This window comes from Streptomyces sp. NPDC052687 (genome assembly GCF_040678395.1).
Classification (GTDB): Bacteria; Actinomycetota; Actinomycetes; order Streptomycetales; family Streptomycetaceae; genus Streptomyces.
Genome location: NZ_JBFATR010000005.1, coordinates 225,791 through 251,394, shown reverse-complemented (window position 1 = coordinate 251,394; position 25,604 = coordinate 225,791). Strand labels below are relative to the sequence as shown.

The window sequence follows — 25,604 nt, the reverse complement described above, 5'->3', positions numbered from 1 at the left end:
CCCGCCAACCCCTCCGAACCCTCCCCAGGCCCCACCACGCACCAAGACCAAGCCGCGCAGGGCACGCACGGCCTTCAGGACCCCGGCAACACCTTCGCCCGAGCCCGCCCTGCCCGAGCCCACCTCACCCGAGCCCACCATGCCCGAGCCCACCTCACCCGAGCCCGCCCTGCCCGAGCCCACCTCACCCGAGCCCGGGCCTGCCCGAGCTCACCTCGCCTGAACCCGGGCCCGCCTCACCTCCACCCGGCTGAAGCCCCAGTCACCAACCAGACCAGGCCCCACTCACCAACCAGACCCGGTACCGGTCACCAACCAACACCTCAGCACCTCAGCACCGCCCTACCACCCCACCCTCACACCCCCACCTCCGCCGCGACCTTCCCCGCCCGCACCGCCGCCACCAGCTCCGCGTGGTCGGCCTCCGTGCGGTCGGCGTAGGTGACAGCGAACGCGGCCATCGCCTCGTCCAGCTCGTCGTTCTTGCCGCAGTACCCGGCGATCAGGCGCGGGTCGGCGCTGTGGGAGTGGGCGCGGGCCAGGAGGGCGCCGGTCATGCGGGCGTAATCGTCCAGCTGGTCGGCGGCGAGGGCGGCGGGGTCCACGCTGCCCTTGCGGTTGCGGAACTGGCGGACCTGGAAGGGCCGGCCGTCGACCGTCGTCCAGCCGAGCAGCATGTCGCTGACCACCTGCATCCGCTTCTGTCCGGCGACGACCCGCCGTCCCTCGTGATCCACCGTCGGCGCGTCGAATCCGGCCGCCGGCAGATGCGGCAGCAGCGCCGACGGACGCGCCTCCTTCACCTGGAGCACCAGCGGTTCCCCGCGGTGGTCCAGGAGCAGGACGACGTACGAGCGGGTGCCGACGCTGCCCGTGCCGACCACGCGGAAGGCCACGTCGTGCACCGCGTACCGCGCGAGCAGCGGCAGCCGGTCCTCGGGCAGGGTGGTCGTGTACTCCTCCAGTGCCGCCGCGACGATCGCCGCCTCGGCGTCCGGCACCCGGCGCAGCACCGGCGGGGCGTCCACGAACAGGCGCCCGCCGTCCGGGGTCGGTTCCGTCGACTTCGCCGCGAAGCGTCCGCTGGTGTTGCCCCGGGCCTTCTCCGAGACCCGTTCCAGGGTGCCGAGCAGGTCGTGGGCGTCGGTGTGGGAGACCAGTTCCTCGTCCGCGATGGCGTTCCACGCGTCGAGCACGGGCAGCTTCGCCAGCAGCCGCATGGTCCGGCGGTAGGCGCCGACCGCGTCGTGGGCCGCCGCACGGCAGGTGTCCTCGTCGGCGCCCGCCTCCCGGCCGGCCAGGACCAGCGAGGCGGCCAGCCGCTTGAGGTCCCATTCCCAGGGGCCGTGCACCGTCTCGTCGAAGTCGTTCAGGTCGATGACCAGGCCGCCGCGGGCGTCACCGTAGAGGCCGAAGTTGGCCGCGTGCGCGTCGCCGCAGATCTGGGCGCCGATCCCGGTCACGGGGCTGTGCGCGAGGTCGTACGCCATGAGTCCGGCGGAGCCCCGGAGGAAGGCGAACGGCGTGGCCGCCATCCGGCCGATCCGGAGCGGCGCCAGCTCGGGTATGCGGTCGCGGCTGGATTCCTCGACCGCGGTCACCGCGTCGGGGCGGGAGGCTTCCAGGGCGAGCAGGGCGTGCGCGTGCCGCGGCACCCGTGCCCGCAGCGCCTTGCCCTCCTCCTTGGGTGAGCCCTGCGCGGGCCACTCGGCGAATCCCCGCACGCGAGGCAGCCTCCGCCCCGCGGCGCCCTCGCCGCGCTCGGCCCCGCCCTCGCCGCGCTCGGCCCGGCCCTCTTCCCGCTCCGTCACCTCGGTCACTCCGACCGCCTCCCCCGTCCTCACGCACCCGTCCCTGCATCGGTTCGTGCCGACCGTACAGCCGCTCACCCGCCCCGTGTCAGCCCCTGTGGACAACCGCACGGCTGTGGAGAACACCGTCACCCGTGCTGGTGGGACCCCGTAGTCGGCCGGCACCGCGGGGTGGATGCCGGGGATGAGCTCCCGCAGCTGCGCGAGCGCGGGACCCGCCTCCCGGTGGGCCTTCGGCGAGCCGGTGCCCAGGGATGTCGGTCTCAGGCTCCCTGGAGCTCGAGGGTGCAGCACTTGACGCTGCCTCCGCCCTTGAGGAGTTCGGCGAGATCGATGCCGATGGGCTGGAAACCACGGTCCCTCAGTTGCCGGATGAGGCCCGTGGCGGCCTTGGGAAGGAGGACGTTCAACCCATCGGAGAAGGCGTTGAGGCCGAAGGCCGCGGCATCCTCGTCCGAGGCCACCATCGCGTCCGGGAACATCGAGCGCAGGACGGCGCGGCTGCCCGGAGTGAAGGCCTCGGGGTAGTACATGATCTCGTCCGGTGACAGGACGGCCAGCGCGGTGTCCAGGTGGTAATGGCGGGGGTCGACGAGGGTCAGACCGACCACGGGCAGGCCGAAGAACTCCTGGGCCTCGGCGTGTGCGCGGGGGTCGGTGCGAAAGCCGGTACCGGCGAGGATCGTCCCACCCGCCCGCAGGAAGTCGCCCGCCCCCTCATTGACGTGCTCCGGCCACAGGATCTCCGTGAAGCCCCGGCGGGTGAACCAGTCGAGGTAGGCGGGCCCCTCCGCGGTCCGCTCCAGGTGGCGGAAGCGGGCGCCGAGCACCTTGCCGTCGAAAACAGTGGCCCCGTTGGCGGCGTAGACCATGTCCGGCAGCCCGGGCAGCGGGTCGATCACCTCCACGGTGTGCCCGAGCGACTCGTACAGCCCGCGCAGCCGCTCCCACTGTGCCAGGGCCAGCGCGGTGTCCACCGGCCGGTCGGGGTCCATCCACGGGTTGATGCGATAGCTGACCTCGAAGTACTGGGGCCGGCACATCAGCAGCCGCCGGGGCACCGCGGTCCGGACGGGGCTCGGCATGGCGCTCGGGTCCTGGCCCGGAGCCGGTCGGGAGGGCAGGGTGCTGGTCCAGCGCATGGCGGGGCTCCTCGGGTTGCGCAGGGGGCGGGAGGTCAGGCCGCGGTGGGCGCGTCGATCACCACGCTGGTGGTGATCAGGTCGTTCTCGACGGTCCATCGCCCGGACAGGGCGACCAGGGTCCGCCCGTCCACGGGCAGCTGGTGGTCGAGCAGGACCACCTCGAAGGCCTGCCGGTCCGGGTCGATCGTCAAACTGGCGTCATGGAAGCCGAGCCAGCGGCGGGCGAGCGGGAACCAGGCCTTGTAGACCGACTCCTTGGCGCTGAAGGTGAGCCGGTCCCAGTGGACATCCGGGCTGCGGGCGTACAGCCGGGTGAGCCGGGCGATCTCCTCCGGGCGGGCCACCGATGGCAGCATCCCGTCCGGCAGCGCCTTGTGCGGTTCGGCGTCGATGCCGAGTGAGGCGATGTCGGCGGCGCGGGCCACGGCGGCGGCCCGGTAGCCCGCGCAGTGCGTCATGCTGCCGACGATGCCGTCCGGCCAGCGCGGTTCGCGGCGCGGCCCGGGCAGGATGGGGGCGGGTGGCACCCCCAGATCACCGAGGGCCGTGCGGGCGCAGTGCCGCACGGTCCGGAACTCGGTACGCCGGGTCTCCACCGCGCCGCGGACGGCGGCCTGCTCCTCGGGGAAGAGGACCGCGTCCGGCAGGTCGCGGAACACCTCGGCGCAGGCCACCGTGGCCGGCAGGATTCCCTCGATCACGGCGCGCCTCCGGCGGATGTCCCGAGTTCGGCCGAGGCGGGTGGTCGGGTGCTCATGGCCGCTCCGTGCGTTGTGCCGTCTCACAGGGTGAGGCGTACGTCGTACCGCTGGAACCAGCTGTTCAGCTCCAGCAGGTAGGACAGGCTGATGGCGGGTGTGACCGCGGTGATGGGGCCGGGCAGGTCGTCGAGGTCCGCGGTGAGCGCCGTACGGACCCGTTCACGGTCGACGAGGTCGAAGACCGGGGCGTGCGGGTCGGCCAGCAGGTCCATGACCAGCTCGCGCATCCGGGCCACATAGGTGTCGTTACGACTGACCGGGTAGGCGCTCTTGGGCCGGTCGACGACCTCGTCGGGCAGCAGGCCGCGGGCCGCCTCGCGCAGGACCGCCTTGGGCATGCCGGCGTGCCGCTTCAGCCGCATGGGGACGTTGAAGAGGTACTCGGCGAGGCGGTGGTCGGCGAACGGCACCCGGACCTCCAGGCCCACCGCCATGCTGAGCCGGTCCTGGCGGTCCATCAGCGCCGGCAGCCAGCGGGTCAGGCCCAGGTGGAACACCTCTCGCTCGCGCCGCCGTTCGGCGTCCTCGCCGGCCAACCGGTCCACCTCCGCCAGCGCTTGGTGATAGCGGTCGGCCTCGTAGCGGTCGGGCTCGATCAGCCGGCGTACCTCCTCGCGCAGCAGGAACTCGGGGCGGCGGCGGCCGTACATCCAGGGGAAGGAGGGATGGGAGACATACCGGGGGTCGAGCTGCCACAGATAACCGCCGAACATCTCATCCGCCGCTTCACCGGACAGCGCGACCGTGCAGTGGTGGCGGATCGTCTGGAACAACAGGTACATGGTGGTGTCGAGGTCACCCCAGCCGGGCAGGTCGCGGGCCTGCAACCCGGCGTCGAACCGCTCGACGAGGGTGTCCACGTCGATGTCGGTCACCACGTGCCCGATGCCCAGCGAAGAGGCCACCAGCGCGGCGAAGGGCCCGTCGGGGCTGGGCCGCCAGGTGTCGGAGCCGGGGCCTTCGGCGGCGGGCGGGTTGACCGCGAAGCTGGTCAGACCGCCGCCGAGCGCCCGGGCGGCCAGCGCGGTCACCGCACTGGAGTCGATGCCGCCGGACAGCAGCGTGCCGACGGGCACGTCCGCGACCACCTGATGGTCGACGATGTCCTCCAGCAGGGAGCGCACGGTGGCGGTCGTGGTGGTGAAGTCGTCAGTGTGCGGGCGCGCTTCGAGCCTCCAGTACGCGCTTTCCCGTACGCCGGTGTCGGTGGCGACCACCAGGTGGCCGGGCCTGACCTCGTGGATGCCCCGGAAGGTGCCGTGCCCGGGGGTGCGGGCCCTCGGCACCGCCATCAGCTCGGCGACGCCCTCCGCGTCCAGCTCAGCCGATATCTCCGGGTGCGCGAGCAGGGCCTTGGGCTCGGAGCCGAAGACCACCCCGCCACCGACGCGGGCGTAGTAGAGGGGCTTGACGCCGAACCGGTCGCGGACCAGGACCAGCCGGCGCTCCCGCTCGTCCCAGACAGCGAAGGCGTACATGCCGTTCAGCCGGTGGGCGCAGTCGGTGCCCCATTCGAGGTAGGCGGTGAGCAGCACCTCGGTGTCCGAACGGGTGCGGAACGTCCAGCCCAGCGCGGACAGTTCGGCGCGCAGTTCACGGAAGTTGTAGATCTCGCCGCTGAAGGTGAGGGCCACCCGGCCACCGGCCCGGCCGGTGCGCACCATGGGCTGCCGTCCGCCGTCGAGGTCGATGACGGCGAGGCGGCTGTGCCCCAGGACGGCGTGCGGCGAGAGCCAGGTCTCCTGGGCGTCGGGCCCCCGGGGGACGAGCGTCTTGGTCATGCGTTCGACGACCGGTCCGCTCTGTGTCAGGTCGCGCCGCACGTCCGCCCAGCCGGCAATTCCACACATCTGTCAGCTCCTCTTGAGCCTGTTCGCGGCGAAGGAAAGGGAATGGGGAAGCGCCCGGTCCAGGAATGCCAGATCGTGACCGCCGGGGCGCTCGGCGAACTCCGTGTCGATCCCGGAAGCGGCCAGCTTCCGCGCGGTCTCCCGGTTCATCCGCAGGATCCGGGGATAGTCGTCGACTCCCACGTCGGCGTAGACGGACAGGCCGCCTCCGTCGTGGGCTGCCAGCAGCGCCTTCAGGTCGTACCGGCCGCGCACCGCGCTGCCGGGCGGTCCCCACACTCGCTCGTGGGCCTCCGTGGTGGGGATCGCCGTGACCGGGTCGCGGCGCAGCCCGGCGTACGGGTCACCGACCCGCGAAGGCGCCTCGAACGCGCCGGCGTGGCTGAGCACCACGTCGAACAGGCGGGGATGGCGCAGCGCCTGCATCAACGCGGCGGCGCCGCCCATCGAGAACCCGCCCACACCGCGGACGCCCTCTCTCAGGTGCACGGCGTAACGGTCGTCGACGAACGGGATCAGTTCGTCGACGAGATAGTCCTCGTAGCGGAATCCGCGGTGGTCGTTGATGAACCAGCGCCGGCCGCTCTCCGGCAGGACCACCAGCAGTTCCATGCCCGCGAGGTGCTCGGTCAGCCGGGTGCCGGTCAGCCAGGTGGTGCGGCTGCCGCCGAACCCGTGCAGCAGATAGAGCGCGGACACGTCGCGCCCCTCGGCCGTGCACGACCGGGGCACCAGCACGCTGGCGCGTTTGACGCGGCCCAGCGACGGGCTCGCCCACTCCCAGGTCTCCAGGGTGTGGGCCGCCAGCTGGCGTTTGTGGACGAGCGTGTGCACCGCTCACCGCCCCGCGGGTACGCGCAGGGCCAGGGACCTGCGGTCGATCTTGCCGGTGGAGGTGTAGTCCAGGGCGGGCACCACCTCGACGTGCTCGGGGACCATGTATCCCGGCAGGAAGTCCCGGCAGTGCCGCCTCAGTTCGCGGGGGTCAGGGGCGGTGCCGGGCGCGGCGGTGACGAACGCGGCCAGCCGGTCGCCGCCCTCGGGGTCCCGGATGATGACGCACACGGCCTCCGCCACGTCGCCGCGGCCGTCCAGGACCGCCTCGATCTCCCCCAGTTCGACGCGGTGGCCCTTGACCTTCACCATCGTGTCCTCGCGTCCGACGTAGACCAGGAGGCCGTCGGCACGGCGCCGCACCAGGTCTCCGGTGCGGTGGTACCGCCGGCCGGCGTGCTCCGTGAAGGCGGCGGCCGTCTTCTGCGTGTCGTTCCAGTACCCACGCATGACCGAGGGCCCGGCCACGCACAGTTCCCCGGCCTGCTCACCGGTCTCCGGCAGGGCGGCGCCGTCCGGTCCCCGCAGGAACACGGTGGCGTAGGGGCAGGGGCGTCCGATGGGCGGGGCCGGGGGCGCGTCCTCGGCGAGGTCGTCCGGGCCGAGCCGGTGGAAGGTGCACACGTTGGTCTCGGTCGGCCCGTACAGGTTGTACAGGGCGGTGCCGGTGGGCAGCGCGCCGTGCAGGGCGCGCAGGTGCCGGGTCGGGTACTCCTCCCCGGCGAAGGCGACCACCCGCAGCCGGGCCCCGGCCAGCTCGCCGCCCGGAGCCTCCACCATGCGCCGCAGCGCGGTGGGCACCGAGTACCACACCGACACCTCCTGTTCGACGGCGAACCGGGCCAGGGCGCGGCCCAGCCCCTGCGCGCTCTCGGGGACGAGGGCGACGGAGCCGGCGCAGGCGGCGGCGCCGAACAGGTCCAGGACGGACAGGTCGAAGTGGAAGGGGGCGTGGCTGGCCAGGACGTCCCCGGAGGTCAGCGCGAACTCGTCGGCGGCCCAGTCGACGAAGGCCCGGGCGGCCGCGTGGGTGAGCACCACGCCCTTGGGGGTACCGGTGGAGCCGGAGGTGTAAAGGAGGTAGGCGATGTCGTCCGGGGCGACCGAGGCCCGCACGGGCGGGGCGTCGGCGTACCGGGTGAGGGCCTCCTCCCAGGTGGCGTCGGCTCCGGTCGCCGGGGAAGCGGTGTCATCCGCGCCGACGGACAGGACGGCCAGCCCGTCCGCCGCCCGCGGGGCGTGATGGCGCAGGCTCCGGGCCCGCTCCGGGGTGGTGATCAGCCAAGAGGCACCACTGTCGGCCAGCACGGCCGCGGCGCGCCGCGGCGGCGCGGTCGGGTCGATGGGCACGTACGCGGCCCCGCACCGCAGGACGGCGTGCAGGGCGGCGACGGCCTCGACCGACTTGTTCAGCCAGACGCCGACCCGGCGGCCCGCGAGCGGCCCCGGGCCGGTCAGAGCGGTGGCCACGCAGTTGCTGACGCCGTCCAGTTCCCTGTAGTCGACCCGGCGCCGCCGCTCCCGGACCGCGACGGCGTCGGGGTGATCGCGGACCGCGGTTTCCAGCAGGGCGGTCAGCGTTCCTTCGTGGGCGGGCGTCCGCCGCGTCACGGGAACGTCTGTCTGCTCCGACACGTTCACCTCACTCCGAGCTTGGCGGCGACGACGTCGCGTTGCATGTCAGAGGTCCCGGAGGAGATCCGGGTCCCCAGCGCGTCGCGCAGCCGCTCCTCGATTCCGGCGTCCTCGGTGTAGCCGTGGCCACCGAAGATCTGCATGGCGTCCTCGAAGGTGGCCACCGCGGCCTCGCTCACCTGCAACTTGACCAGCTCGGGCAGCGGGGAGGAGGACCGCCGGCCGCCGCCCGTGGGGCCGTGGTCCAGTTCCCAGGCGGCCGAGCGCAGCAGAGCGCGTGAGGTCTCCAGGCGCAGCCGCATGTCGACGATCCGGTTGGCCACCGATTGGAAGGAGCCGATGCGCCGGCCGAACTGCCGCCGGGCCCGGGCTCGCTCGACGCACTCCTCCAGTTGCCGTTCCATGGCGCCGAGCAGGGGCGCGAGCAGCAGGGTGCGCTCCCAGGCCATGACGGTCGAGAAGACCGCCGATCCCTGTTTCTCGGCGCCGAGTCGCATCCGGTCGGGCACCACGCACTCGTCGAGCACGACCTGGCCCCAGCGGCACGAGTTCAGCCCCATCTTCCGCTGCTCGGTCTCCACCCGGACGCCGGGCTGGCCGCGTTCGACGAGGAACGCGGTGACGCCGGTGAAGCCGAGCCGGCTGTCCAGGGTCGCGTAGACGAGGAAAAGGTCGGCATCGGGGGCGTTGGTGACGAAGCGCTTGCGCCCGGTCAGCACATAACCGCCGGCCTCGCGCCGGGCCACGGTACGCAGGGCGAGCGCGTCGGAGCCGGCGTCGGCCTCGGTGATGGCGTGGGCGCCGACCAGCCGGCCCGAGGCCAGTCCGGGCAGGTAGGCCCGCCGCTGTTCCGGTGTGCCGAAGGTCATCAGTGGCAGTGCGACGGCCCACAGGTGGGCGCCGGCCGCGATCAGCAGGCCGAGGTCCCGGCAGCCGTGGCCGAGGCCCTCGAGGGCCAGGGCGCAGCTGAGCGCCGAGTGGCCGAGGCCGCCGTGTTCGCGCGGTACGGGCAGGGCCATGACGTGCAGGTCGGCCAGCGCCTGCCAGTCGGCCGCCGCGACGCCCTCGGTGCGCAGGCGGTCGTGCAGGGCGAGCTGCTCGGAGGTCCAGGTGAGGTCCACGGCCGGCCCTACCGCATCGCCGTCTCGGACAGCCTGGCCAGGGCCCGCTCGATGTCGGCCTCGTCCGCGGAATCGTCGTCCATGAGGCCCTTGAGGTACTTCTCGTACGAGCCGAGGTCCATCAGTCCGTGCCCGCTGAGGTTGAACAGGATGGTCTCGGCCGTCCCGGTCTCGCGGGCGCGTACGGCGCGGTCGATGACGTGCCGGATGGCGTGGGCCGACTCCGGTGCGGGGATGACCTGTTCCGCCCGGGCGAAGGTCACCCCGGCCTCGAACACCGCGCGCTGGCCGTAGGCGACGGCGTCGATGAGCCCTTCGTGGTACATCCAGCTGATCACAGGGGCCGCGCCGTGATAGCGCAGCCCGCCGGCGTGGATGGGCGAGGGGATGAAGGTGTGGCCCAGCGTGTACATCTTCGACATGGGCGTGTTGCCGAGCGCGTCGTGGTGGTCCCAGGTGTACACACCGCGGGTCAGCTTGGGGCAGGACGCCGGCTCCACCGCGACCAGCCGGGTACGGCGGCCGGTGGCGACGGCGTCACGGTGGAAGGGCATGGCGAGGCCCGCGAAGTTGCTGCCGGCGCCGAGGGCCGCCACCACGGTGTCGGGGTACTCGCCGAGTTCCCGCAGCTGGGCGAGGGCTTCCTGCCCGATGACCGACTGGTGCAGCAGGACGTGGTTGTCGCCGCTGCCCGCCGCGTAGCGCACGCCGTCGCCCTCGTTGGCGTGCTCGTGGGCCTCGGAGCTGGCCACCGACAGACTGCCGGCGCAGTCCGGGTCGTCGGCCAGGATGGACCGGCCGGCCTCGGTGATCACACTCGGGCTGGGGATGACGCGGGCCCCGTTGAGCTCCATCATCACGCGCCGCTGCGGCTTCTGTTCGTAGCTGCACCGCACCATGTAGACGGTGCACTCCATGTCGTAGGCGGTGCAGGCCATGGCCAGGGCGGTGCCCCACTGCCCGGCGCCGGTGCCGGTGACGAGTTCCCGGATGCCGGCCTTCTTGTAGTAGTAGGCCTGGGCGATGGCCGAGTTCAGCTTGTGGCTGCCGGAGGGACTCGCGGCCTCGTACTTGTAGTAGATCCGGGCCGGCGTGCCGAGAAACTCCTCGAGCCGGCGCGCCCGGACCAGCGGGGTGGGCCGCCAGCGCTCGTACTGGGCGCGGATCTCGGCCGGTATCTCGATGTACGGCTCGTCGCTGACGCTCTGCCGGTAGATCGACAGCGGCAGCTGTGGCCGCAGTCCGTGCCGGCCGGGCTGCTGGGCCGGCTTGCGTTCCTCGGGCACATAGCCGGCGAGGTCGGCGATGACGTTGTACCAGTGGGTGGGAACCTGGCCCGCGGCGGCGGGGCGCGGTTCGGCGCCGGTGTTCACGGTGCGTCTCCTTGGGATGGGTCAGCTGCTGGCGAGCTCCGGGCCGACACCGGTCGGGGCGAGTTGGGATCGCACCAGGTCGACCAGGCTGCCCACGTCGACGAGTTCGGCGGTCATCACGGCCTCGTCATCGATCTCGCAGTCGAACCCTCGCTCGATCGCGGTGATGACGCGCAGCAGGGTCAGGGAGTCCAGGCTGATGGTGGTGGAGTACAGCGAGGCCTGGTCCGGGATGTCCCCGGCCGGCAGGTCCAGGTCGAGGATGTCCACCAAGACCTGCTTGACCTGCAGGGAGATTGAATCGGGCATGGAAGTCCCTCCAGTGCACAGCACGTGCCGTGCCGATCGGATGACAGGGCCTGAGAGGCTGTGCGGGCAGGGCTCAGGCCAGGGCGGCGATACCCGCGGCCGGCGCGGTGTCGCGGCGTACGACGAAGGCGACCAGGCGGCCGTCACGCTCGGTGACCACGGCTTGGGCGACCCCGGGGTGGGTCTGGAGAACGGCCTCGATCTCGCCGGGCTCGACGCGGTGGCCACGTATCTTGAGCTGGTCGTCGCTGCGGCCGATGACGACGAGCTGTCCGTCGGGCAGCAGCCGGCCCAGGTCGCCGGTGCGGTAGCGGCGCCCGTCCGGGTGGTCGGTGAACCGCCGGGCGGTGAGTTCCGGGTCGCCGAGGTAGCCCTCGGCGAGGCCGCTGCCGCGGACGTGGATCTCCCCCAGCTCGCCGGGCGGCAGGGCCTGCCCGGACTCGTCCAGGACGAGGATCTCCGCGCCGTCGACGGCCCGGCCGACGGTGACCTCCCGGCCGGGCAGCAGCTCGGTGCCCGTGCACCACACGGCCGCCTCGGTGGGCCCGTACTCGTTGTACAGCCGGGTGTCCGGCTGGAGGCGGGCGTGATCGTCCACGAGCGGCCGCGGGCACGGCTCACCCGCCACGACGACGTTGCCGGGGCCGCTCGCCGGGCCGGGCAGCCGCTGCAACGCACCGTGGTAGTGCGAAGGCGTCATCGCGGTGTGCGAGATCCGGCCGCCGCACACCAGCAGGGCGTCCACCGCGGCCATGACGCCGTCGAGGGAGGCGGGGGCCAGCTCGACGGTGCCGCCGCCGGCCAGGGTCCACCACACGCAGCCGATGGCGGCGTCGAAGGTCATCTGCCAGATCATCAGGAACCGGCGGACCGGTTCGGGATAGTGCAGGAACCTCGCGAGGGTCATGGCGACGATGGCCCGGTGCGGAACGACGACTCCCTTGGGCTCACCGGTCGAGCCCGAGGTGAAGACGATGTAGGCGGGATCCTCGGAGCCGGACCGGGCGGCCGGCCGCTCAGCGCTGCGCTCGTCGAGGCGCACGGCCCGGCACAGTGGGGCGAGGCCGGCCAGGTCGCCGATCCGCTCCGCCGTGCCCAGCACCGCGGCCGCCTCGGTGCGAGCGGCCAGCAGCCGCAGCCGCTCCCCGGGGGCGTCGGGGTCGACCGGCACGTGCACCGCCCCGCTCTTGTAGGTGGCCAGCTGGGCCACGAGCGCACGGGCGCTGCGCGGGAACGCGGCGAGCACGGCCTGTCCCGGGCGCAGGCCCTGGGCGATGAGGTCCAGGGCGAGGTGGTTGGCCGCCTCGTCGAGCTGACGGTAGGTCAGTTCCCCGTCCTCGGCGGACACGGCCAGGGCCTCTGGGTGCCGGTCCGCCTGCCGCTCGAACAGCGCCGGGAGGGTGGCACCGGGATCGTGCTCCGGCCGGTGCGTCAGGGCGTGTGTCGCGCTGCTCACGGGGTGGGCTCCGGCTCCCGCAGGCTGCGCGGGCGCATGTCGGTCCACACTTCGGCGACGCGGGCGAGGCAGGCCTGCCGGTCTCCGGTGAAGCCCTCGGCACGCCAGCCGTCCGGGATCGGGCGGTCGGCGGGCCAGATCGAGTACTGGTCCTCGTCGTTGACGACGACGATCTGCGTGTCCATGCAACACCTCGGGACGTGGGAGGGGGCGAGGGCCCACGGGTGGGGCCGTCTCCGTCGGCCGCACCGCTCGGGCGGTGCGACCGACGGAGGGGCGGGGGCGGTCAGCGGCCCGGCTTCACGGCCTCGACGAGGATGTGGTAGCCGAGGTAGTTGAACGGCGGGACGTCGCCCAGGTTCTTCTCCAGGGCGCGCACCACACCGGCCACGCCGCTGTCGGCGAGGACCTCGTCGGCCAGCCACGCCGAGATCGTGGAGTTGCCGCGCAGGTGCGTCATGACCAGGCCGGAGGCGGCGAAGAGGGCCTTGAGCTCGTGCGGGGTGAAGCTGTACCAGGGGGCGGTCAGGTCGTTGCCGCCGCGCGTCCCGGTGAACAGCAGTTGCTTGCCCTCGACATCGGTGATGTCGACGGCGGCGAACCGGTCACCCTTGAAGAACTGCTCGAACAGGCCGTTCTTGACGCCGATGACGAAGCGTCCGCCCGGCCGCAGCACCCGGCTCACCTCGGCGAAGACCCGCTCGCGGTCCTCCAGCGGGATGTGCATCAGGGCGAGCATGCTGGTGACCACGTCGAAGGAGTCGTCCTCGAACGGCAGGTTCGCCATGTCGCCCTCGTGCAGGTCCGCCGAGAGGCCTCGGGCGGCGAGCTTGCCCTCGGTGACGTCGAGCATCGCCCGCGAGATGTCCAGGCCGGTCACCTGGGCGCCGGCGGCGGCCATGGGGACGGTGAAGCGGCCGGTGCCGCAGCCGATGTCCAGCACCTTCTGGCCGGCCCGGACCTTGCTCAGGACGAAGTCGTGCTCGGACTGGGTGAAGCCCTCGTCGGTGGGGCCCTCGCCCGGGATGCGCTCGTCGTACTCGGCGGCGATCTCCTGGTAGACCGAGCGGACCTGGACCTTCTGGGCCTCGGCGATCTGGGTCGGGGCGTTGTCGATAACGGTCACGGAATTCTCCCGTCGAGGAAAGGCAGCGGAGGGGAATCGAGGCGATTTCAGGGCGAGCGAAAGAGAGGGAAGGAAACCGAGGGAATCCGGGAAATCCAAGGGAGGCCTGAGGAGGAAGACCGGGAAGGAGCTGGAAGCCGGGTGAACAGCCTCCGGAGAACAAGCCCGAGGTTATTCCCTCCAGGGCGTCTCACCTTCACTGGAATTCAGCGTAGCAGCGGTCGGCGGAATGTCACCCGGATTACTTCGACCAATTTTTCGAGCAGTGCCGGACAGGGCCGCGATCGCCGCGGGCAGCAGCACGAAAGCGCCGGTCACGGCATAGCACCAGGCGAGCGGCAGGGGCGACAGAAGCAAGCCGATACCCGCCGACCCGGCCGCATTACCTGTGTTGAAGGCCGTATTGACCCAGGTACCGGCCTCCGTGCCACGGGACTCGGAATCGACCTCGCCGGCGATCAGATAGGCCGTGGTCAGGGTCGGAGCCATCAGGAAGCCGACGGCACCGGCCAGTGCGACCAGTCCGACCATTCCGGTGGCCTGTCCCGACAGCACGCAGAAAACTCCGAGCAATGCGGTCAGGAGCGGCAGCCTGGTACGGGTGGACAGCCGCCAGCGAACCGCGCCGTAGAGCAGGCCGCCCAGCGCGCTGCTGACCGCGAGCGCCGCCGACACCCAGGAGACGGAGGCGGCCGCCCCGTGCCGGTCCGCGAAGGCGACGGCGAGCAGGTTGAAGGCGCCCATGCAGGCCCCCAGGCCGGCCGTGACGAGAACCGGGTCGACCAGGCCCACCCACCAGCGCCGTTGCCGACGGGGCGGGACGGACGCCCGCTCACCACCGGTGTCCGGCGGGGTGACGGCCCCGCGGAAGGAGGCGGCGACCGGGGAGGTGGCGAGCACGGCCGTGCCGCCGAGCAGCAGCACCGCGCTCGACAGCACCGCGAGGGCGGGCTCCGCGAGCGCCGTGAGCGCCCCGGTCAGCAACGGGCCGACGACGTAGAGCAGGTCCTCCGCGACCGTGTCCAACGAGTAGGCCCGTTGCAGCAGTTGCTCGTCGTCAGCGACCAGCTCGCGCCAGAGTGTGCGCATGAAGGGGCCCAGCGGAGGGGCGCACGCGCCGGCGGCGGCGCCGAGGACCCACAGCGCGGCCCGGGAGGCACCGGGCTGCCAGCCCACCGCCGCGAACAGCCCGAGCAGTGTGGCACAGCCGACCGCCATGGGCAGCAGCGCCCGGTGCGCGCCGTGCCGGTCGATGAGGCGGGCGCGGTACGGGGCCAGCAGCGAGCTGGTGAGGCCGAAGACGGCCAGGACACCGCCGGCGACGGCGTACGAGCCCGTCGCCCGTTCGACCGTCAGCACCAGCGCCAGGAAGACGATGCCGTAGGCGGACCGGGCGACCAGCGCGGCGCCGAACGTGCGGGCCGCTCCGGGCAGTCGGAGGACGGTGAGGTAGGAGGGGGCTTTCGCTGATGACAAGAACACTCCTGCGAGTTCTGCGGTGTCCCGGCGGCGAGGACGGGGCGGGATCGGAGCGGACGGCGGATGGCTCACGGACGGAGGCGGACGGACCCACCCGGGCTCCCGCGGGCGACGGACCGAGGGTTGCCCCGGGCAAGGCCCGGGGTTCCCACAGTCGAGGTGCTCGGGAACGACGGGAAGGCCTACAGAGGAGACGGACCGGGGGTGGGAACGGTGTCGGGGGCGCCCCCGCCGGCACCCGGTGCGCGGCCGGAGCCGGGATCCTGGCCGGGGCCGGGATCCTGGCCGGGGCCGGGGCCGGGGGCGGGGGCGAGGTTCGGTGTGCGGGCGAGTGACAGGGCTACGGCGGCTCGTAGGGCGGCGGCCGTCGCCGGGGTCAGTCCGTGACGGTCCATCGTGGCCAGCGCCTGTTCCGTCATGCCGCCGGGCGAGCTGACGGCGGCGACCGTGCCGGCCAGGGACGCGTCGGGCCCGGCGTGGAGCACTCCCGTGCCGTGCACCGCATGCCGCGCCAGATCCTCGGCGAGCCGGTACGGCAGTCCCAGCCCGGCCGCCGCCTCCGCGAGGACCTGGGCGAACCGGGCGATCAGCGCGGGGCCCGCCCCCGAGAGCGCGCTCACCGTCTCCATGTGCTCGTCGTCGACGACGAAGACCTGGCCGAGCCGCTCGAACAGCCCGGTCACCCGAGCCAGCTCGTCCGGCTCGGCGCCCGGCCCGGCGGACAGCGCTGTGGCACCGGCCCGGACCGCGGCGGCCACGTTCGGGACCGCCCGCACCACCGGAACCGCGTCCCCGGCCGCCCGGGCGACCGTGGCCACCGGCCAGGAGGCCACCAGGGACACCAGGACCTGACCGGGCCTCAGCAACGGCCGCAGTTCGGCGAGCACGTCCGCGGCCTCGTGCGGGTGTACGGCCAGCACGACCAGGTTCACCGGGCGAACCGCCCCGGCGATGTCCGACGCCGGGATCAGCCCGGTGTCGGCGGCCAGGGCGCGGGCGCTGCCGCCGTGCCGGGAGACTCCGTACAGCCGCTGCGCCGGCAGGCCGGACCCGACCAGTCCGGTCACGATCGCGCGGGTGATCCGCCCGCAGCCGAGGAAGGCCACCGCCGGTGCGCTCATCCCTGCCCCTCGGTGCCGGTCTCGTCAATGAGATCGCAGATGGCCGTGACCCCGCGCAGGATCCGCTCCTCCGGCTCGGCGCCCACCGAGACCCGCAGGAACCGGTCGCAGGAGGCGCCGTAGGACACACCCGCGACCGTGCTCACCCGGTGGCGGCGCAGCAGCTCGGCGGCGAACTCGGTGGAGTCCAGCCGGGAGGAGCCCAGCGACGGGAAGAGGTAGAACGTGGAGTCGCCCGGCAGGCTGGTCACTCCCCGCGCGGCGAAGGCCTCGGCGACCCGGTTGCGCCGGTTGACGACCTCCCGGATCTGGGGCCGGGTGCGCGCCAGGATGTCCTCGAAGTGCTCGGCCAGGTACTGGCACAGGATCGTCGGGGCGCAGGTGACCAAGTGCTGCTGAAGCTTGGCCAGCTGCCGGATCAGGCTCTCGTGCGCGATGACGTAGCCCACCCGCCAGCCGGATATCCCGAAGTTCTTCGACATCGAGTTGCAGATCACGGTATGCCGCTTGTCGGGGTCGAGGGCGGCCGCGGAGCGGAACGGCTCGTTGGGCGGCACGAACTCGCTGTACACCTCGTCCGCGATCAGCAGCAGGCCGTGGGTGTCGGCGAGCGCGTGCAGCGTGCGCAGTTCGCCGTCGGACAGGCGCCGTCCGGTCGGATTGTGCGGGTTGTTCACGATGATCGCCCGGGTACGCGGGGTGATCCGGGCGGCGATGTCGTCCACGGTCGCGTGCCAGGGCAGCGTGACCGGCACACCGCCGCAGAGCCTGACCTGGTCGGGATAACTGACCCACAGGGGCTCGGGGATGATCACCTCGTCACCAGGCTCCAGGATCGCCGCCAGCGTCATGAACGTGCCCGACTTGGAGCCGGCGGTGACCATGATCTCGCGGTCCGGATCGGCCGGGATCCCGGTCGTCATCTCGTGATACTTGGCGAGCTTCTGCCGCAGCAGCGGTACGCCCCGTGTGTGCGAGTAGTGGTGAACGGCGGGCGACAGTCCCTCGAAGGCCGGGGCCGGGATGTCGAAGAAGGCTTCCCCGAGAGAGAGCGTGATGATGTCCGCGCCGTCGGCCTGAAGCTCGTAGACCAGGTTGTTCTGTTTGATCGACGCGGCCTCGGTGATGCCGTCCACCAGGGCCGAAGGACGTAGGGGTGCCATCGTGTCTCTCCTCTCGTGGCACGGATGCGGTGACCGCCTGCGGGAGGCCGTCACAGCACGCGGATCTGGCCCTCGCCCCACACCACGTTCTTGACGCAGGTGAGGGACTCCAGGCCCATGGGGCCGCGGGCGTGCAGCTTCTGGGTGGACACGCCGATCTCGACGCCGTAGCCGAACTCGCCGCCGTCGGAGAACCGGGTGGAGGTGTTGACGAACACGCTCCCGGAGTCGGCCGACAGCGCGAACCGCCGGGCGACGGAGATGTCCTGGGCCACCACCGCCTCCGCGTTGCGCGTGCCGTAGCGGTGGATGTGGTCCAGCGCCTCGTCCAGGTCGCGCACCACCTTCACCGCGACGACGAGGTCGAGGTACTCGGTGGCCCAGTCCTCGGCGCGGGCGGCCTCGGCCTTGGGCCACACCTGGCGGGTCCGCTCGTCGCCGCGGACGGTCACCCCACGCGCGGCCAGCTCGTCCAGGCAGCCCGGCAGCCAGCTCTCCGCCAGTGCCTCGTGGACGACCAGCGTCTCCAGGGCGTTGCACACGCTCGGCCGGGACGTCTTGGCGTTGACGACGATGTCGGTGGCGCGGACGGGGTCGGCCGAGGCGTCCACATAGACGTGGCAGTTGCCGTCGCCGTCGATGACGGTCGGCACCTTGGCGTTCTCCTTCACCGTGCTGATCAGACCGGGGCCGCCGCGCGGCACCACGAGGTCCACGTAGTCCTCGGCCGCCAGCAGCTCCAGCACGGCCTCCCGGGAGGTGTCGGGGACCAGCTGCACCGCCGTGGCCGGCACCTCCCGCTGGGCCTCGAGCACCTCGCGGACGACCGCGGCGATGGCGGTGTTGCTGTGCCGGGCGATGGAGGAGCCGCGCAGCACCGCCGCGTTGCCGGACTTCAGGCACAGGGCGGCGACATCGGCGGTCACGTTGGGGCGGGCCTCGTAGACGACGGCGACGACGCCGAGCGGCTCCCGCACCTGCTCGATGCGCAGGCCGTTGGGCCGGGACCAGCCGCCGGTGACCGTGCCCACCGGGTCGGGCAGGCCGATGATGGTGCGGATCGCCTCGACCATGCCGGTGATGCGCTTGTCCGTCAGGGTGAGCCGGTCGATGAGGGTGGCGGAGGTGCCCGTGGCCCGGGCCGCCTCGATGTCGAGCGCGTTGGCCTCCTTCAGCCGCTCACGGCCGGCATCGAGGGCGTCGGCGATGCTCCCCAGGACCCGGTCCTTGACCTCGGTGGGTGTCTCACGCAGGACGCGTGCGGCGACGGCCGCGGCGCGGCAGATCTCGGTGACGGACATCAGCAGACCTCCAGAAGACTGACGTATTCGTTGGGGTGGAGCAGAACGTGCGCGCCGTCGCCCGCGGTCCGGGCGGCGGACAGGGACGTGACGCCGAGCCGGACCCGGCCCCGGGCGATCGGGTGCGGGTCGCCGGCGGTGGCGACGTCGACGACGTCCCCGTCGGTGAACTCCCCTCGCGCCGAGACCAGTCGGGCGAGCGGCACGGCCCGGCCGGCGGCGATGTCGGAGCGGGCCGCCGGATGGCACAGGAGCGTTCCGCGGGGCGGTGCGGCGAAGGCCCGCCACAGCGGCTCCAGGCCCTGTTCCCGGACGGTGCAGCGAGGGCGGACGACGGTGCCGACCGGCTCACCGGCCAGCAGCCGCCGCAGCACCCGGGGCGCGTGGGCGTCCGCGATCACGGCGGTGACACCGGCGAGGGTGGCGATCCACACCGCGCCGAGCTTGCTGACCATGCCGCCGGTGCCGGGGCCGCCCGCCGACGCTCCCGCGAGCTGTTCCACTTCGGCCGACATCCCCTTGACCTCGGGAACGAGCCGGGCGGTGGGATCGGTGCGCGGGTCGCTCGCGTACAGCCCGGGCACATCGGTGAGCAGGGCCAGCAGACGGGCCCGCAGCACCACGGCGAGCAACGCGGACAGCACGTCGTTGTTGCGGACCCGGACCGCGTCGTTCTCGTTGACGACCGGTACGACCCCTCGGCCCAGGGCCTGCTCCAGGGCGGACCGCAGGCCCTCGCGGTGCTCCCGGTCACACAGGTCGAGTGGCGTGAACAGGAACTGGGCCGCGGTCAGTCCGCGGCGGGCCAGGCCGGCGCGGAAGGCCTCGAACAGCGATGCCTGGCCGACGGCTGCCGCCAGCCGCCGGTCCTCGTCCGCGCCCGCGCCCTCGCCGCCGAGCAGGAAGCATCCCTGGGCGATGGCGCCGGAGGCGACCAGCACCGGGCGCACACCCGCGTGGGTCAGCTCCGCGACGGACGCCGCCAGGGCGTCGGCCTTGGCCGGGTCCAGACGCCCGTCGGTGACCAGCGACGACGTCCCGACCTTGATGACGACGCGGTCCGGGTGCCGGCGCGGGGCCGGCTCCGGGGCGTGGTCCGGATTGCGTTCCGGGTGCATGGGCGTGGAGGCACCTTCCGGTCTAGGCGGACGGGGTCGGGTGGACACGGGGGCCCAGGTGGTAGACGTACCGGCCGGGCAGTGACTCCTCGGGCAGGCCGGCGCGGCGCAGCTCCCGCTCCAGGGAGGCGGTCAGCGCGCGCTCCAGCTGCGGGGCCAGGACTCGCACGGGCGGCTGCCGCGGGTCCGGGCCGGTGGTGACCGGTTCGCTCAGCGTGTAGTGGGAGTGCGCGCCCGGTGCGAGGAACGACACCTCCAGCGTGCCGTCGGCGTCCCCGTGCCCCCAGCCGATCCGGACCGTCCTGCCGTGCCGGGCGCCCAGCCGCCACAGGTCCTCCGGGTGCAGGCCCGGTCCCCCGCGGCCGTCGGCCCCCTCCGGGGTGACCCCATAGGTGTCGCGCAGCCGCAGCGCCTCGGCAAGCCGGGCGTTGGGGATCCGCCGGTATCCGAACGCGCGAGTGTCGTGAGCCAGCCGCCGCTCGATCTCGGCAGGGCCGGCCGGCGCGTCCGGCGCCCAGTCGGTGTCGTCCGCCTCGGCGGCACAGCCGATGTGCAGAACGACGTCGTAACGGAACAGGGCCATCTCGTTGCCGGCGAGGCCCCGCCGGGGCGCGATCTCCACCGCGGTGATCCGCTCGTGACCGCCGGCCAGCGCGGTGAAGAACCGTGGGTCCACGCTCAGCTCGGTGTCGGTGCGCAGCGCCCGGCCGACCGCCTCGGCGACCTGCCGCGGCTGCGCGCCCGGGCCCTGCCGCAGGTGCTCGCGCAGGCTGAGGAAGGCCTCCAGCAGTGCGCCGTTGCGCACATCGCCGATGAACAGATGGCCGCCGTCCGGGATGCCGGCGACCGTCCGCTCGACGACCCTGCGCAGATAGGCGAGCGACGGGAAGTACTGCACCACGGAGTTGAGCACGACGGTGTCGTGCGGGCCCGGGACCGCCTCGACCGCCTCCGGTGCCTCGGCTCGGGCGACCACCACGGGCCCGGGCGAACCGCTCGCGGCCTGCCGGAGCATCTCGACGGCGGCGTCGGCGTAGTCGGTGGCCACGTACCGCTCCAGCCCGGCCTCGCGGCACAGGGGCGCGACCAGCAGGCCGGTGCCGGCCCCGATCTCCAGCAGCCGGCGCGGGCGCAGTGCCCGGATCCGGTCCACGGTGCCGGCGACCCACTCCGTCATCTGCTCGGGCGGGATGGTGGTGCCGGTGAAGCTGTCGGTCCAGCCCTGGAGCGCGGCGTCGGGCGCGCCGCCCGGGTCGGGGACGTAGGTGCTCTCGAAGACGTCCCGCCAGGAGTCCATGAAGGCCTCGAAGTCGTCGGCCCGGATGTCGTCCGCGGGCACCAGGTGGGCCACCGGACACGGCCGGCCCCCGGCGTCCGTCCCGGCCACCACCACCGCGTCCTGGATCTGTGGGTACTCCTTCAGCGCGGCCGCCACCCCGGCGTACTCCCCCGTGTCCCCGGCACGGTCACCGGCCGGTGGGGCGATCCGACCGATCGGCGCGCCGGGGTCGCGGCCGGCTGAACGGACGAAGGCCTGGAACGCCTCGGCCAGTTCGGTGACGGTCTCGCGCTGGTAGAGGTCGGCGTCGTAGCAGAGTTCGGCGGACAGCCCCTCGCCGTCGCCGGTGAGGTCGAGGGAGAGGTCGAAGCGGCTGCTGGGCACGTCCAGGAGGACCGACTCCACGCCGACGCCCGGCAGGTCCAACGCCTCGGCGCCGCTGTCCTCGAACAGCTGGCAGGTCACCTGTACCAGTGGGTTCAGGCCCAGGTCGCGTGCGGGGTTGAGGCGTTCCACGATCTGCTCGAACGGCGCCGTCTGGTGGGCGTGGCCGGCGAGCACCGTGTCGTGGACCCGGCTGAGGAACGCGTCGAAGGACAGGCTCTCGTCGACGCTGCCGCGGATCGGCAGGATGTTGACGAACAGACCGATCAGCCCCTCGAGGTCGGCCCGGGTGCGGCCGGCCACGGGCACGCCGACGAGCAGGTCCCGCTGCCCGGTCCAGCGGGCGAGGACCGCCTGGAACGCGGCGAGCAGCGTGGTGAACAGGGTGGTGCGACGGCGGCGGGCCAGGTCGGTGAGGGCGGCGGTGTCCCGCAGGGGGATGCGGAAGTGGACGGTGGCGCCGCGTCCGCCGTGCACCTCGGGCCGTTCCCGGTCGCACGGCAGCGCCAGTTCGGTGGGCGCGTCCGCCAGCTGCCGCTGCCAGTACGACAGATCGGCGTCCAGCCGTGCCGCGTGCTCGGGGCCGCGCTCCCAGGCGGCGTAGTCCTGGTATTGCAGCGCGGGTGCGGGCAGCGCGGGGGTCCGGCCGGCCGTCAGGTCCCGGTAGTGGGCGGCGATCTCGGACAGCATCACCTTCACCGACCAGCCGTCGCAGACGATGTGATGCACGCCGAGGACCAGCAGGTGTTCGTCCGGCCCCAGGGTGAGCACGGCGGCCTCGAACAACGGCCCCTTCTCCAGGTCGTAGGAGCGCCGTCCGACCTCTTGGACGTACTCCTCGGCGCGCCGCCGGGCCTCGGGGGACGGCAGCCCGGACAGGTCCCGCAAGGTCACCTCGTGGCCCCACCGCGGGTCGACGGTGACCAGCAGCTGCCGCTCGCCCAGCGCGTAGCGGCTGCGCAGCACGTCGTGCCGGGCCACCATGGTCTCCACGGCGCGGGCCAGCGCGGCCGGCTCCACCGGTCCGCGCAGCCGGACCGCCTCGACCATGTTGTAGCCGGTGTTCCCGGGGGCGATCTGCTGGAGTACCCACAGCCGTTGCTGAGCGGCGGAGGCCACCGCCTGCTGTCCGGCGCCGAGCGCGCCGATCAGCCGATCTCGCTCCTCCTCGGGGTTCAGGTCCGTGGCGAGTCCGGCGACCGTGGGCCGCTCGAACAGGGCCCGCAGGGAGAGTCCGGCACCGAGCCGGTCGCGGACGCGGGAGATGAGCTGGACGGCGCTGAGCGAGTGGCCGCCGAGCTGGAAGAAGTCGTCGAACCGGCCTACCCGGTCAAGCCCCAGCACTTCCTGGAAGATCGCCGCGAGCCGCTCCTCCACACCCGGCAGCGGGGCGACGTAGCGGCCCGCTCCGAACGAGGCGGCGTCGGGCTCGGGCAGCGCGGCGGTGGCCGCCTTGCCGCTGACGCCGCGGGGGATCTCGTCCACCTCTACCAGGGCGGACGGCACCATGTAGTCGGGCAGCCGCCGGGCCAGGTGGTCGCGCACGGCCGCCCGGTCGAGCCCGGGTGCGGCCGCCACCACGTAGCCGACCAGACGGATGTGCCCGTGGGCGTCCGGCCGGGCCACCACGGCCGCGTCCCGAAGCCCCTCGTGGGCGAGCAGCGCGGACTCGACCTCCCCCGGGTCCACCCGGTAGCCGCGGATCTTGACCTGGCTGTCCAGCCGCCCGACGAACTCGACCTGGCCGTCGGCGCGCAGCCGGCCCAGGTCACCGGTGCGGTACATCCGGCCGCCCGGCACCGCCTCGAAGGGGTCGGTGACGAAGCGTTCCGCGGTGCGCGCGGGGTCGCCGAGATAGCCGGCGGCCAGCTGCGGACCGGACAGGCAGATCTCGCCGATCACCCCGACCGGCAGGGGCCGTCCCGCCGGGTCGAGCACCACGACCGCGCAGTTGGCCAGCGGGCGGCCGATCACCGGGCCCGCGTCACCCTCGATCGGGGCCACCAGGGCGTCCACGGTGAACTCCGTCGGCCCGTACATGTTGACCGCGACCACGTCGGGCGCGGCGGCCAGGGTCTTCCACAGCGACGGGCGGATGGCCTCGCCGCCCAGCACGAACAGCCGGGGCCCCGGCTCCTTCCCGGCCAGCAGGCCGAGACCGACCAGCTGTTCCAGGAACGACGGGGTCGCCTCCAGGACGTCGATCCGCCGCCGGCGCACCGCGTCGAGCAGCTGTGCGGCGTCGCGGGCCGTGTCGTCGTCGACGACGTGCAGTTCGTGGCCGTCGACCATCCACAGCAGCTGGTCCCAGCTGGCGTCGAAGGCCACCGACATGGTGTAGGCGACGCGCAGCCTGCGACCGGGCACGGTGGCCGCCATCGCGGCGTAGTGCGAGGCGTGGTGGGAGTGGTACAGGTTCGCCAGCGCCCCGTGCCGGACCACGACGCCCTTGGGGGTTCCCGTGGAGCCGGAGGTGAACACGACGTAGGCGACGTCGTCCGGGCCGGGTGGAGGAGGAACGGCGAGTCCGGGCCGCGTGCGCACGCTGCGCAGGTCCAGAAGCGGCGGGCCCAGGCACGCGGCCTGCTCGTGGACCGCGCCGTCGGTGACGACCAGCCGCAGGGCGGCCTCTTCGGTCATCACCCGCAGCCGCTCGGCCGGGTTGGCCGGGTCGAGCGGGACCAGCACCGCTCCGGCACGCAGCACCCCCAGGACGCCCACCGGCAGCAGGGCGGACCGGGTGACCAGCAGGCCCACCCGGTCACCGGGCTCGATTCCGCGGGCGGTCAGCTCGGCGGCGAGCGCGTCGACGGCCTCGCCCAGCTGCCGGTAGGTCAGCTCGCGGTGCCCGTCGGTCACCGCCAGGTCGTTCGGCTGTTCGGCGACGCGTTCGGCGAGGGCGGTCAGTACGGTCGCACCGGCGGGGACGTCGACGCGGGGCCCCATGCCGAGCCGGTGCAGCACGTGGCGCCGGGCGGTGTCGTCGAGCAGCGGCAGCTGCGGTACCGGGGTCTGCGGGTGCTCCGTGGCGGCCGCCAGCAGGGTCGTGAAGCACTCCGCGAGATGGGCCACCGTGCCGGGGTCGAACAGGTCCCGGCTGTAGTTGAAGGAGGCGTGCAGTCGCTCGCCCCGCCAGGACATGTCGAGGGCCAGGTCGAAGAACGTGGTGGGCTGGGCGGCGTGCAGCGGGCGGGTGGTGGTGCCGGTCAGCTCCAGACCGGGGGTGAAACGCTCGTCGAGCAGCTGGAACATCACCTGGACGAGTGGGTTGACGCCCTGGGTGCGGTCGGGATTGATCTCCTCGACGATCCGTTCGAACGGCAGCTCCGCGTACTCCTGCCCGTCCAGCACGCTTGCCCGGACGCGCTCCACCAGTTCCCCGAAGGCCGGGTCGTCGCGCAGATCACCGCGCAGCGGAAGGGTGTTGACCAGCATGCCGACCAGGGACTCGGTGCCCGCCCGGGTATGGCCGCTGACCGGGTGCCCGACGAGGACGTCCCGCTCGCCGGTGACCCGGGCGAGGAAGGCGTGGAAGGCTGCCAGCAGCACCACACCGGGGGTGGACCGGGTGGCGGCCGCCAGGGTGCGGACCCGCTCGGTGACCACGGGGTCGATGACGAGCTCGTGCACCCCGGAGGCGGGGAAGCCCGTCGCCCGCCGCGGCCGGTCGGCCGGCAGGCTCAGCACCGTGGGGGCGCCGGCCAGGTGCCGGCGCCAGTGGCGCAGGCACTCCTCGGTGCGCTCCTCGTCCAGCCACTCCCGTTCCCAGGCCGAGTAGTCGGTGTACTGGAGTTCCGGCTCGGGCAGCCCGGCGGACCCGCCCAGCACCTCGGCGCGGTAGAGGGCCGCCAGCTCGCCCAGCAGCACGCTCATCGACCAGCCGTCGCACACGATGTGGTGTGCGGTGACGGCGACCACGTGCTCGTGGGGACCCGCCTCGGCGACGTGCAGCCGGATCAGCGGCCCGGTGCGCAGGTCGAACGGTTCGTCGAGCACGGCCCGGTGGAAGCGGGCCACCGCCGCCTCCCGGCCGGCTCCCTCGGCCGCCGGGAGCCTGCTGTGCCGGAAGCCGGGGCGGGCCTGCTCGGTGCCGGGTTCGGCGACGACCTGGACGATCGAGCCGTCGACCTGTTCGAACCGGGTGCGCAGTGCCTCGTGCCGGTCGCACAGCTGCCGTGCCGCCCGGGCGAGCGCCTCGGTGTCCAGCGGACCCGACACCTGGAAGGCCTCGGTCAGGTGGTAGGCCGTGTCCTCCGGCTCCAGGGCCTGGAGCAGCCACAGCCGCTGCTGCGCGAACGCGGCCGCGTACCGCTGTTCTGCCATGTCGGAAAACCCTTC

At 73.0% G+C, this 25,604-nt stretch carries 18 protein-coding genes; all 18 read right to left on the bottom strand.

Annotated elements, in window-relative coordinates; translation table 11 throughout:
• Positions 1-356 precede the first annotated feature (356 nt).
• On the bottom strand, positions 357-1,811 hold the full coding sequence (locus tag AB0K92_RS08655; protein ID WP_365920755.1) for a DUF2252 domain-containing protein: 1,455 nt from the start codon (positions 1,809-1,811) through the stop codon (positions 357-359).
• A 263-nt stretch (positions 1,812-2,074) separates the two neighbouring features.
• Positions 2,075-2,896: a dimethylargininase gene (ddaH, locus tag AB0K92_RS08650; protein ID WP_365920753.1), complete on the bottom strand. Its 822-nt coding sequence runs from the start codon at positions 2,894-2,896 to the stop codon at positions 2,075-2,077.
• Between the two features lie 92 nt (positions 2,897-2,988).
• On the bottom strand, positions 2,989-3,657 hold the full coding sequence (locus AB0K92_RS08645) for a 4'-phosphopantetheinyl transferase superfamily protein (RefSeq protein WP_365920705.1): 669 nt from the start codon (positions 3,655-3,657) through the stop codon (positions 2,989-2,991).
• A gap of 80 nt (positions 3,658-3,737) precedes the next feature.
• Entirely contained in the window at positions 3,738-5,567 is a 1,830-nt protein-coding gene (gene asnB / locus AB0K92_RS08640) for an asparagine synthase (glutamine-hydrolyzing) (RefSeq protein WP_365920704.1), read from the bottom strand.
• A gap of 3 nt (positions 5,568-5,570) precedes the next feature.
• Complete coding sequence (locus AB0K92_RS08635; protein ID WP_365920702.1) at positions 5,571-6,401, bottom strand: alpha/beta hydrolase-fold protein; 831 nt, start codon at positions 6,399-6,401, stop codon at positions 5,571-5,573.
• A 3-nt stretch (positions 6,402-6,404) separates the two neighbouring features.
• Positions 6,405-8,036 carry an amino acid adenylation domain-containing protein gene (locus AB0K92_RS08630; RefSeq protein ID WP_365920700.1) on the bottom strand — a complete coding sequence of 544 codons (1,632 nt, stop codon included), beginning with the start codon at positions 8,034-8,036 and terminating at the stop codon, positions 6,405-6,407.
• A 2-nt stretch (positions 8,037-8,038) separates the two neighbouring features.
• Positions 8,039-9,157 (bottom strand): acyl-CoA dehydrogenase family protein, encoded by a 1,119-nt coding sequence (locus AB0K92_RS08625; RefSeq protein ID WP_365920698.1) that lies wholly within the window; start codon positions 9,155-9,157, stop codon positions 8,039-8,041.
• Positions 9,158-9,165: 8 nt separating this feature from the next.
• Positions 9,166-10,530: a TrpB-like pyridoxal phosphate-dependent enzyme gene (locus AB0K92_RS08620; protein ID WP_365920696.1), complete on the bottom strand. Its 1,365-nt coding sequence runs from the start codon at positions 10,528-10,530 to the stop codon at positions 9,166-9,168.
• Between the two features lie 21 nt (positions 10,531-10,551).
• A complete protein-coding gene (locus tag AB0K92_RS08615; protein ID WP_365920694.1) occupies positions 10,552-10,839 on the bottom strand; it encodes an acyl carrier protein in 288 nt (95 codons plus the stop codon).
• Between the two features lie 73 nt (positions 10,840-10,912).
• Positions 10,913-12,295 (bottom strand): amino acid adenylation domain-containing protein, encoded by a 1,383-nt coding sequence (locus tag AB0K92_RS08610; RefSeq protein ID WP_365920692.1) that lies wholly within the window; start codon positions 12,293-12,295, stop codon positions 10,913-10,915.
• Complete coding sequence (locus tag AB0K92_RS08605; protein ID WP_365920690.1) at positions 12,292-12,480, bottom strand: MbtH family NRPS accessory protein; 189 nt, start codon at positions 12,478-12,480, stop codon at positions 12,292-12,294. Before AB0K92_RS08605 ends, AB0K92_RS08610 begins: the two co-directional genes overlap by 4 nt.
• A 101-nt stretch (positions 12,481-12,581) precedes the next feature.
• Positions 12,582-13,421, bottom strand: coding sequence for a methyltransferase domain-containing protein (locus tag AB0K92_RS08600; protein WP_365920688.1), 840 nt, complete (start codon positions 13,419-13,421; stop codon positions 12,582-12,584).
• 171 nt (positions 13,422-13,592) lie between these two features.
• Positions 13,593-14,897, bottom strand: coding sequence for an MFS transporter (locus AB0K92_RS08595; RefSeq protein WP_365920686.1), 1,305 nt, complete (start codon positions 14,895-14,897; stop codon positions 13,593-13,595).
• A gap of 185 nt (positions 14,898-15,082) precedes the next feature.
• Entirely contained in the window at positions 15,083-16,021 is a 939-nt protein-coding gene (locus AB0K92_RS08590; protein ID WP_365920684.1) for a pyrroline-5-carboxylate reductase dimerization domain-containing protein, read from the bottom strand.
• A complete protein-coding gene (locus AB0K92_RS08585) occupies positions 16,018-17,184 on the bottom strand; it encodes a pyridoxal phosphate-dependent aminotransferase (protein ID WP_365920682.1) in 1,167 nt (388 codons plus the stop codon). Before AB0K92_RS08585 ends, AB0K92_RS08590 begins: the two co-directional genes overlap by 4 nt.
• A gap of 50 nt (positions 17,185-17,234) precedes the next feature.
• Complete coding sequence (locus AB0K92_RS08580; protein WP_365920680.1) at positions 17,235-18,485, bottom strand: glutamate-5-semialdehyde dehydrogenase; 1,251 nt, start codon at positions 18,483-18,485, stop codon at positions 17,235-17,237.
• Positions 18,485-19,603 (bottom strand): glutamate 5-kinase, encoded by a 1,119-nt coding sequence (gene proB, locus AB0K92_RS08575; RefSeq protein ID WP_365920678.1) that lies wholly within the window; start codon positions 19,601-19,603, stop codon positions 18,485-18,487. The genes AB0K92_RS08580 and proB overlap by 1 nt, the downstream gene beginning before the upstream one ends.
• 22 nt (positions 19,604-19,625) lie before the next feature.
• The gene (locus AB0K92_RS08570) at positions 19,626-25,589 is read right to left on the bottom strand and encodes an amino acid adenylation domain-containing protein (protein WP_365920676.1); all 5,964 of its coding nucleotides are present in this window, start codon (positions 25,587-25,589) and stop codon (positions 19,626-19,628) included.
• Positions 25,590-25,604 lie beyond the last annotated feature (15 nt).

Excerpts from the sequence above, each read along its gene's own strand:
- ddaH (WP_365920753.1), bottom strand. The coding sequence starts at position 2,896 with ATGCCGAGCCCCGTCCGGACCGCGGTGCCCCGGCGGCTGCTGATGTGC.
- asnB (WP_365920704.1), bottom strand. The coding sequence starts at position 5,567 with ATGTGTGGAATTGCCGGCTGGGCGGACGTGCGGCGCGACCTGACACAG.
- AB0K92_RS08615 (WP_365920694.1), bottom strand. The coding sequence starts at position 10,839 with ATGCCCGATTCAATCTCCCTGCAGGTCAAGCAGGTCTTGGTGGACATC.
- AB0K92_RS08605 (WP_365920690.1), bottom strand. The coding sequence starts at position 12,480 with ATGGACACGCAGATCGTCGTCGTCAACGACGAGGACCAGTACTCGATC.
- AB0K92_RS08590 (WP_365920684.1), bottom strand. The coding sequence starts at position 16,021 with ATGAGCGCACCGGCGGTGGCCTTCCTCGGCTGCGGGCGGATCACCCGC.
- AB0K92_RS08585 (WP_365920682.1), bottom strand. The coding sequence starts at position 17,184 with ATGGCACCCCTACGTCCTTCGGCCCTGGTGGACGGCATCACCGAGGCC.
- AB0K92_RS08580 (WP_365920680.1), bottom strand. The coding sequence starts at position 18,485 with ATGTCCGTCACCGAGATCTGCCGCGCCGCGGCCGTCGCCGCACGCGTC.
- proB (WP_365920678.1), bottom strand. The coding sequence starts at position 19,603 with ATGCACCCGGAACGCAATCCGGACCACGCCCCGGAGCCGGCCCCGCGC.
- AB0K92_RS08570 (WP_365920676.1), bottom strand. The coding sequence starts at position 25,589 with ATGGCAGAACAGCGGTACGCGGCCGCGTTCGCGCAGCAGCGGCTGTGG.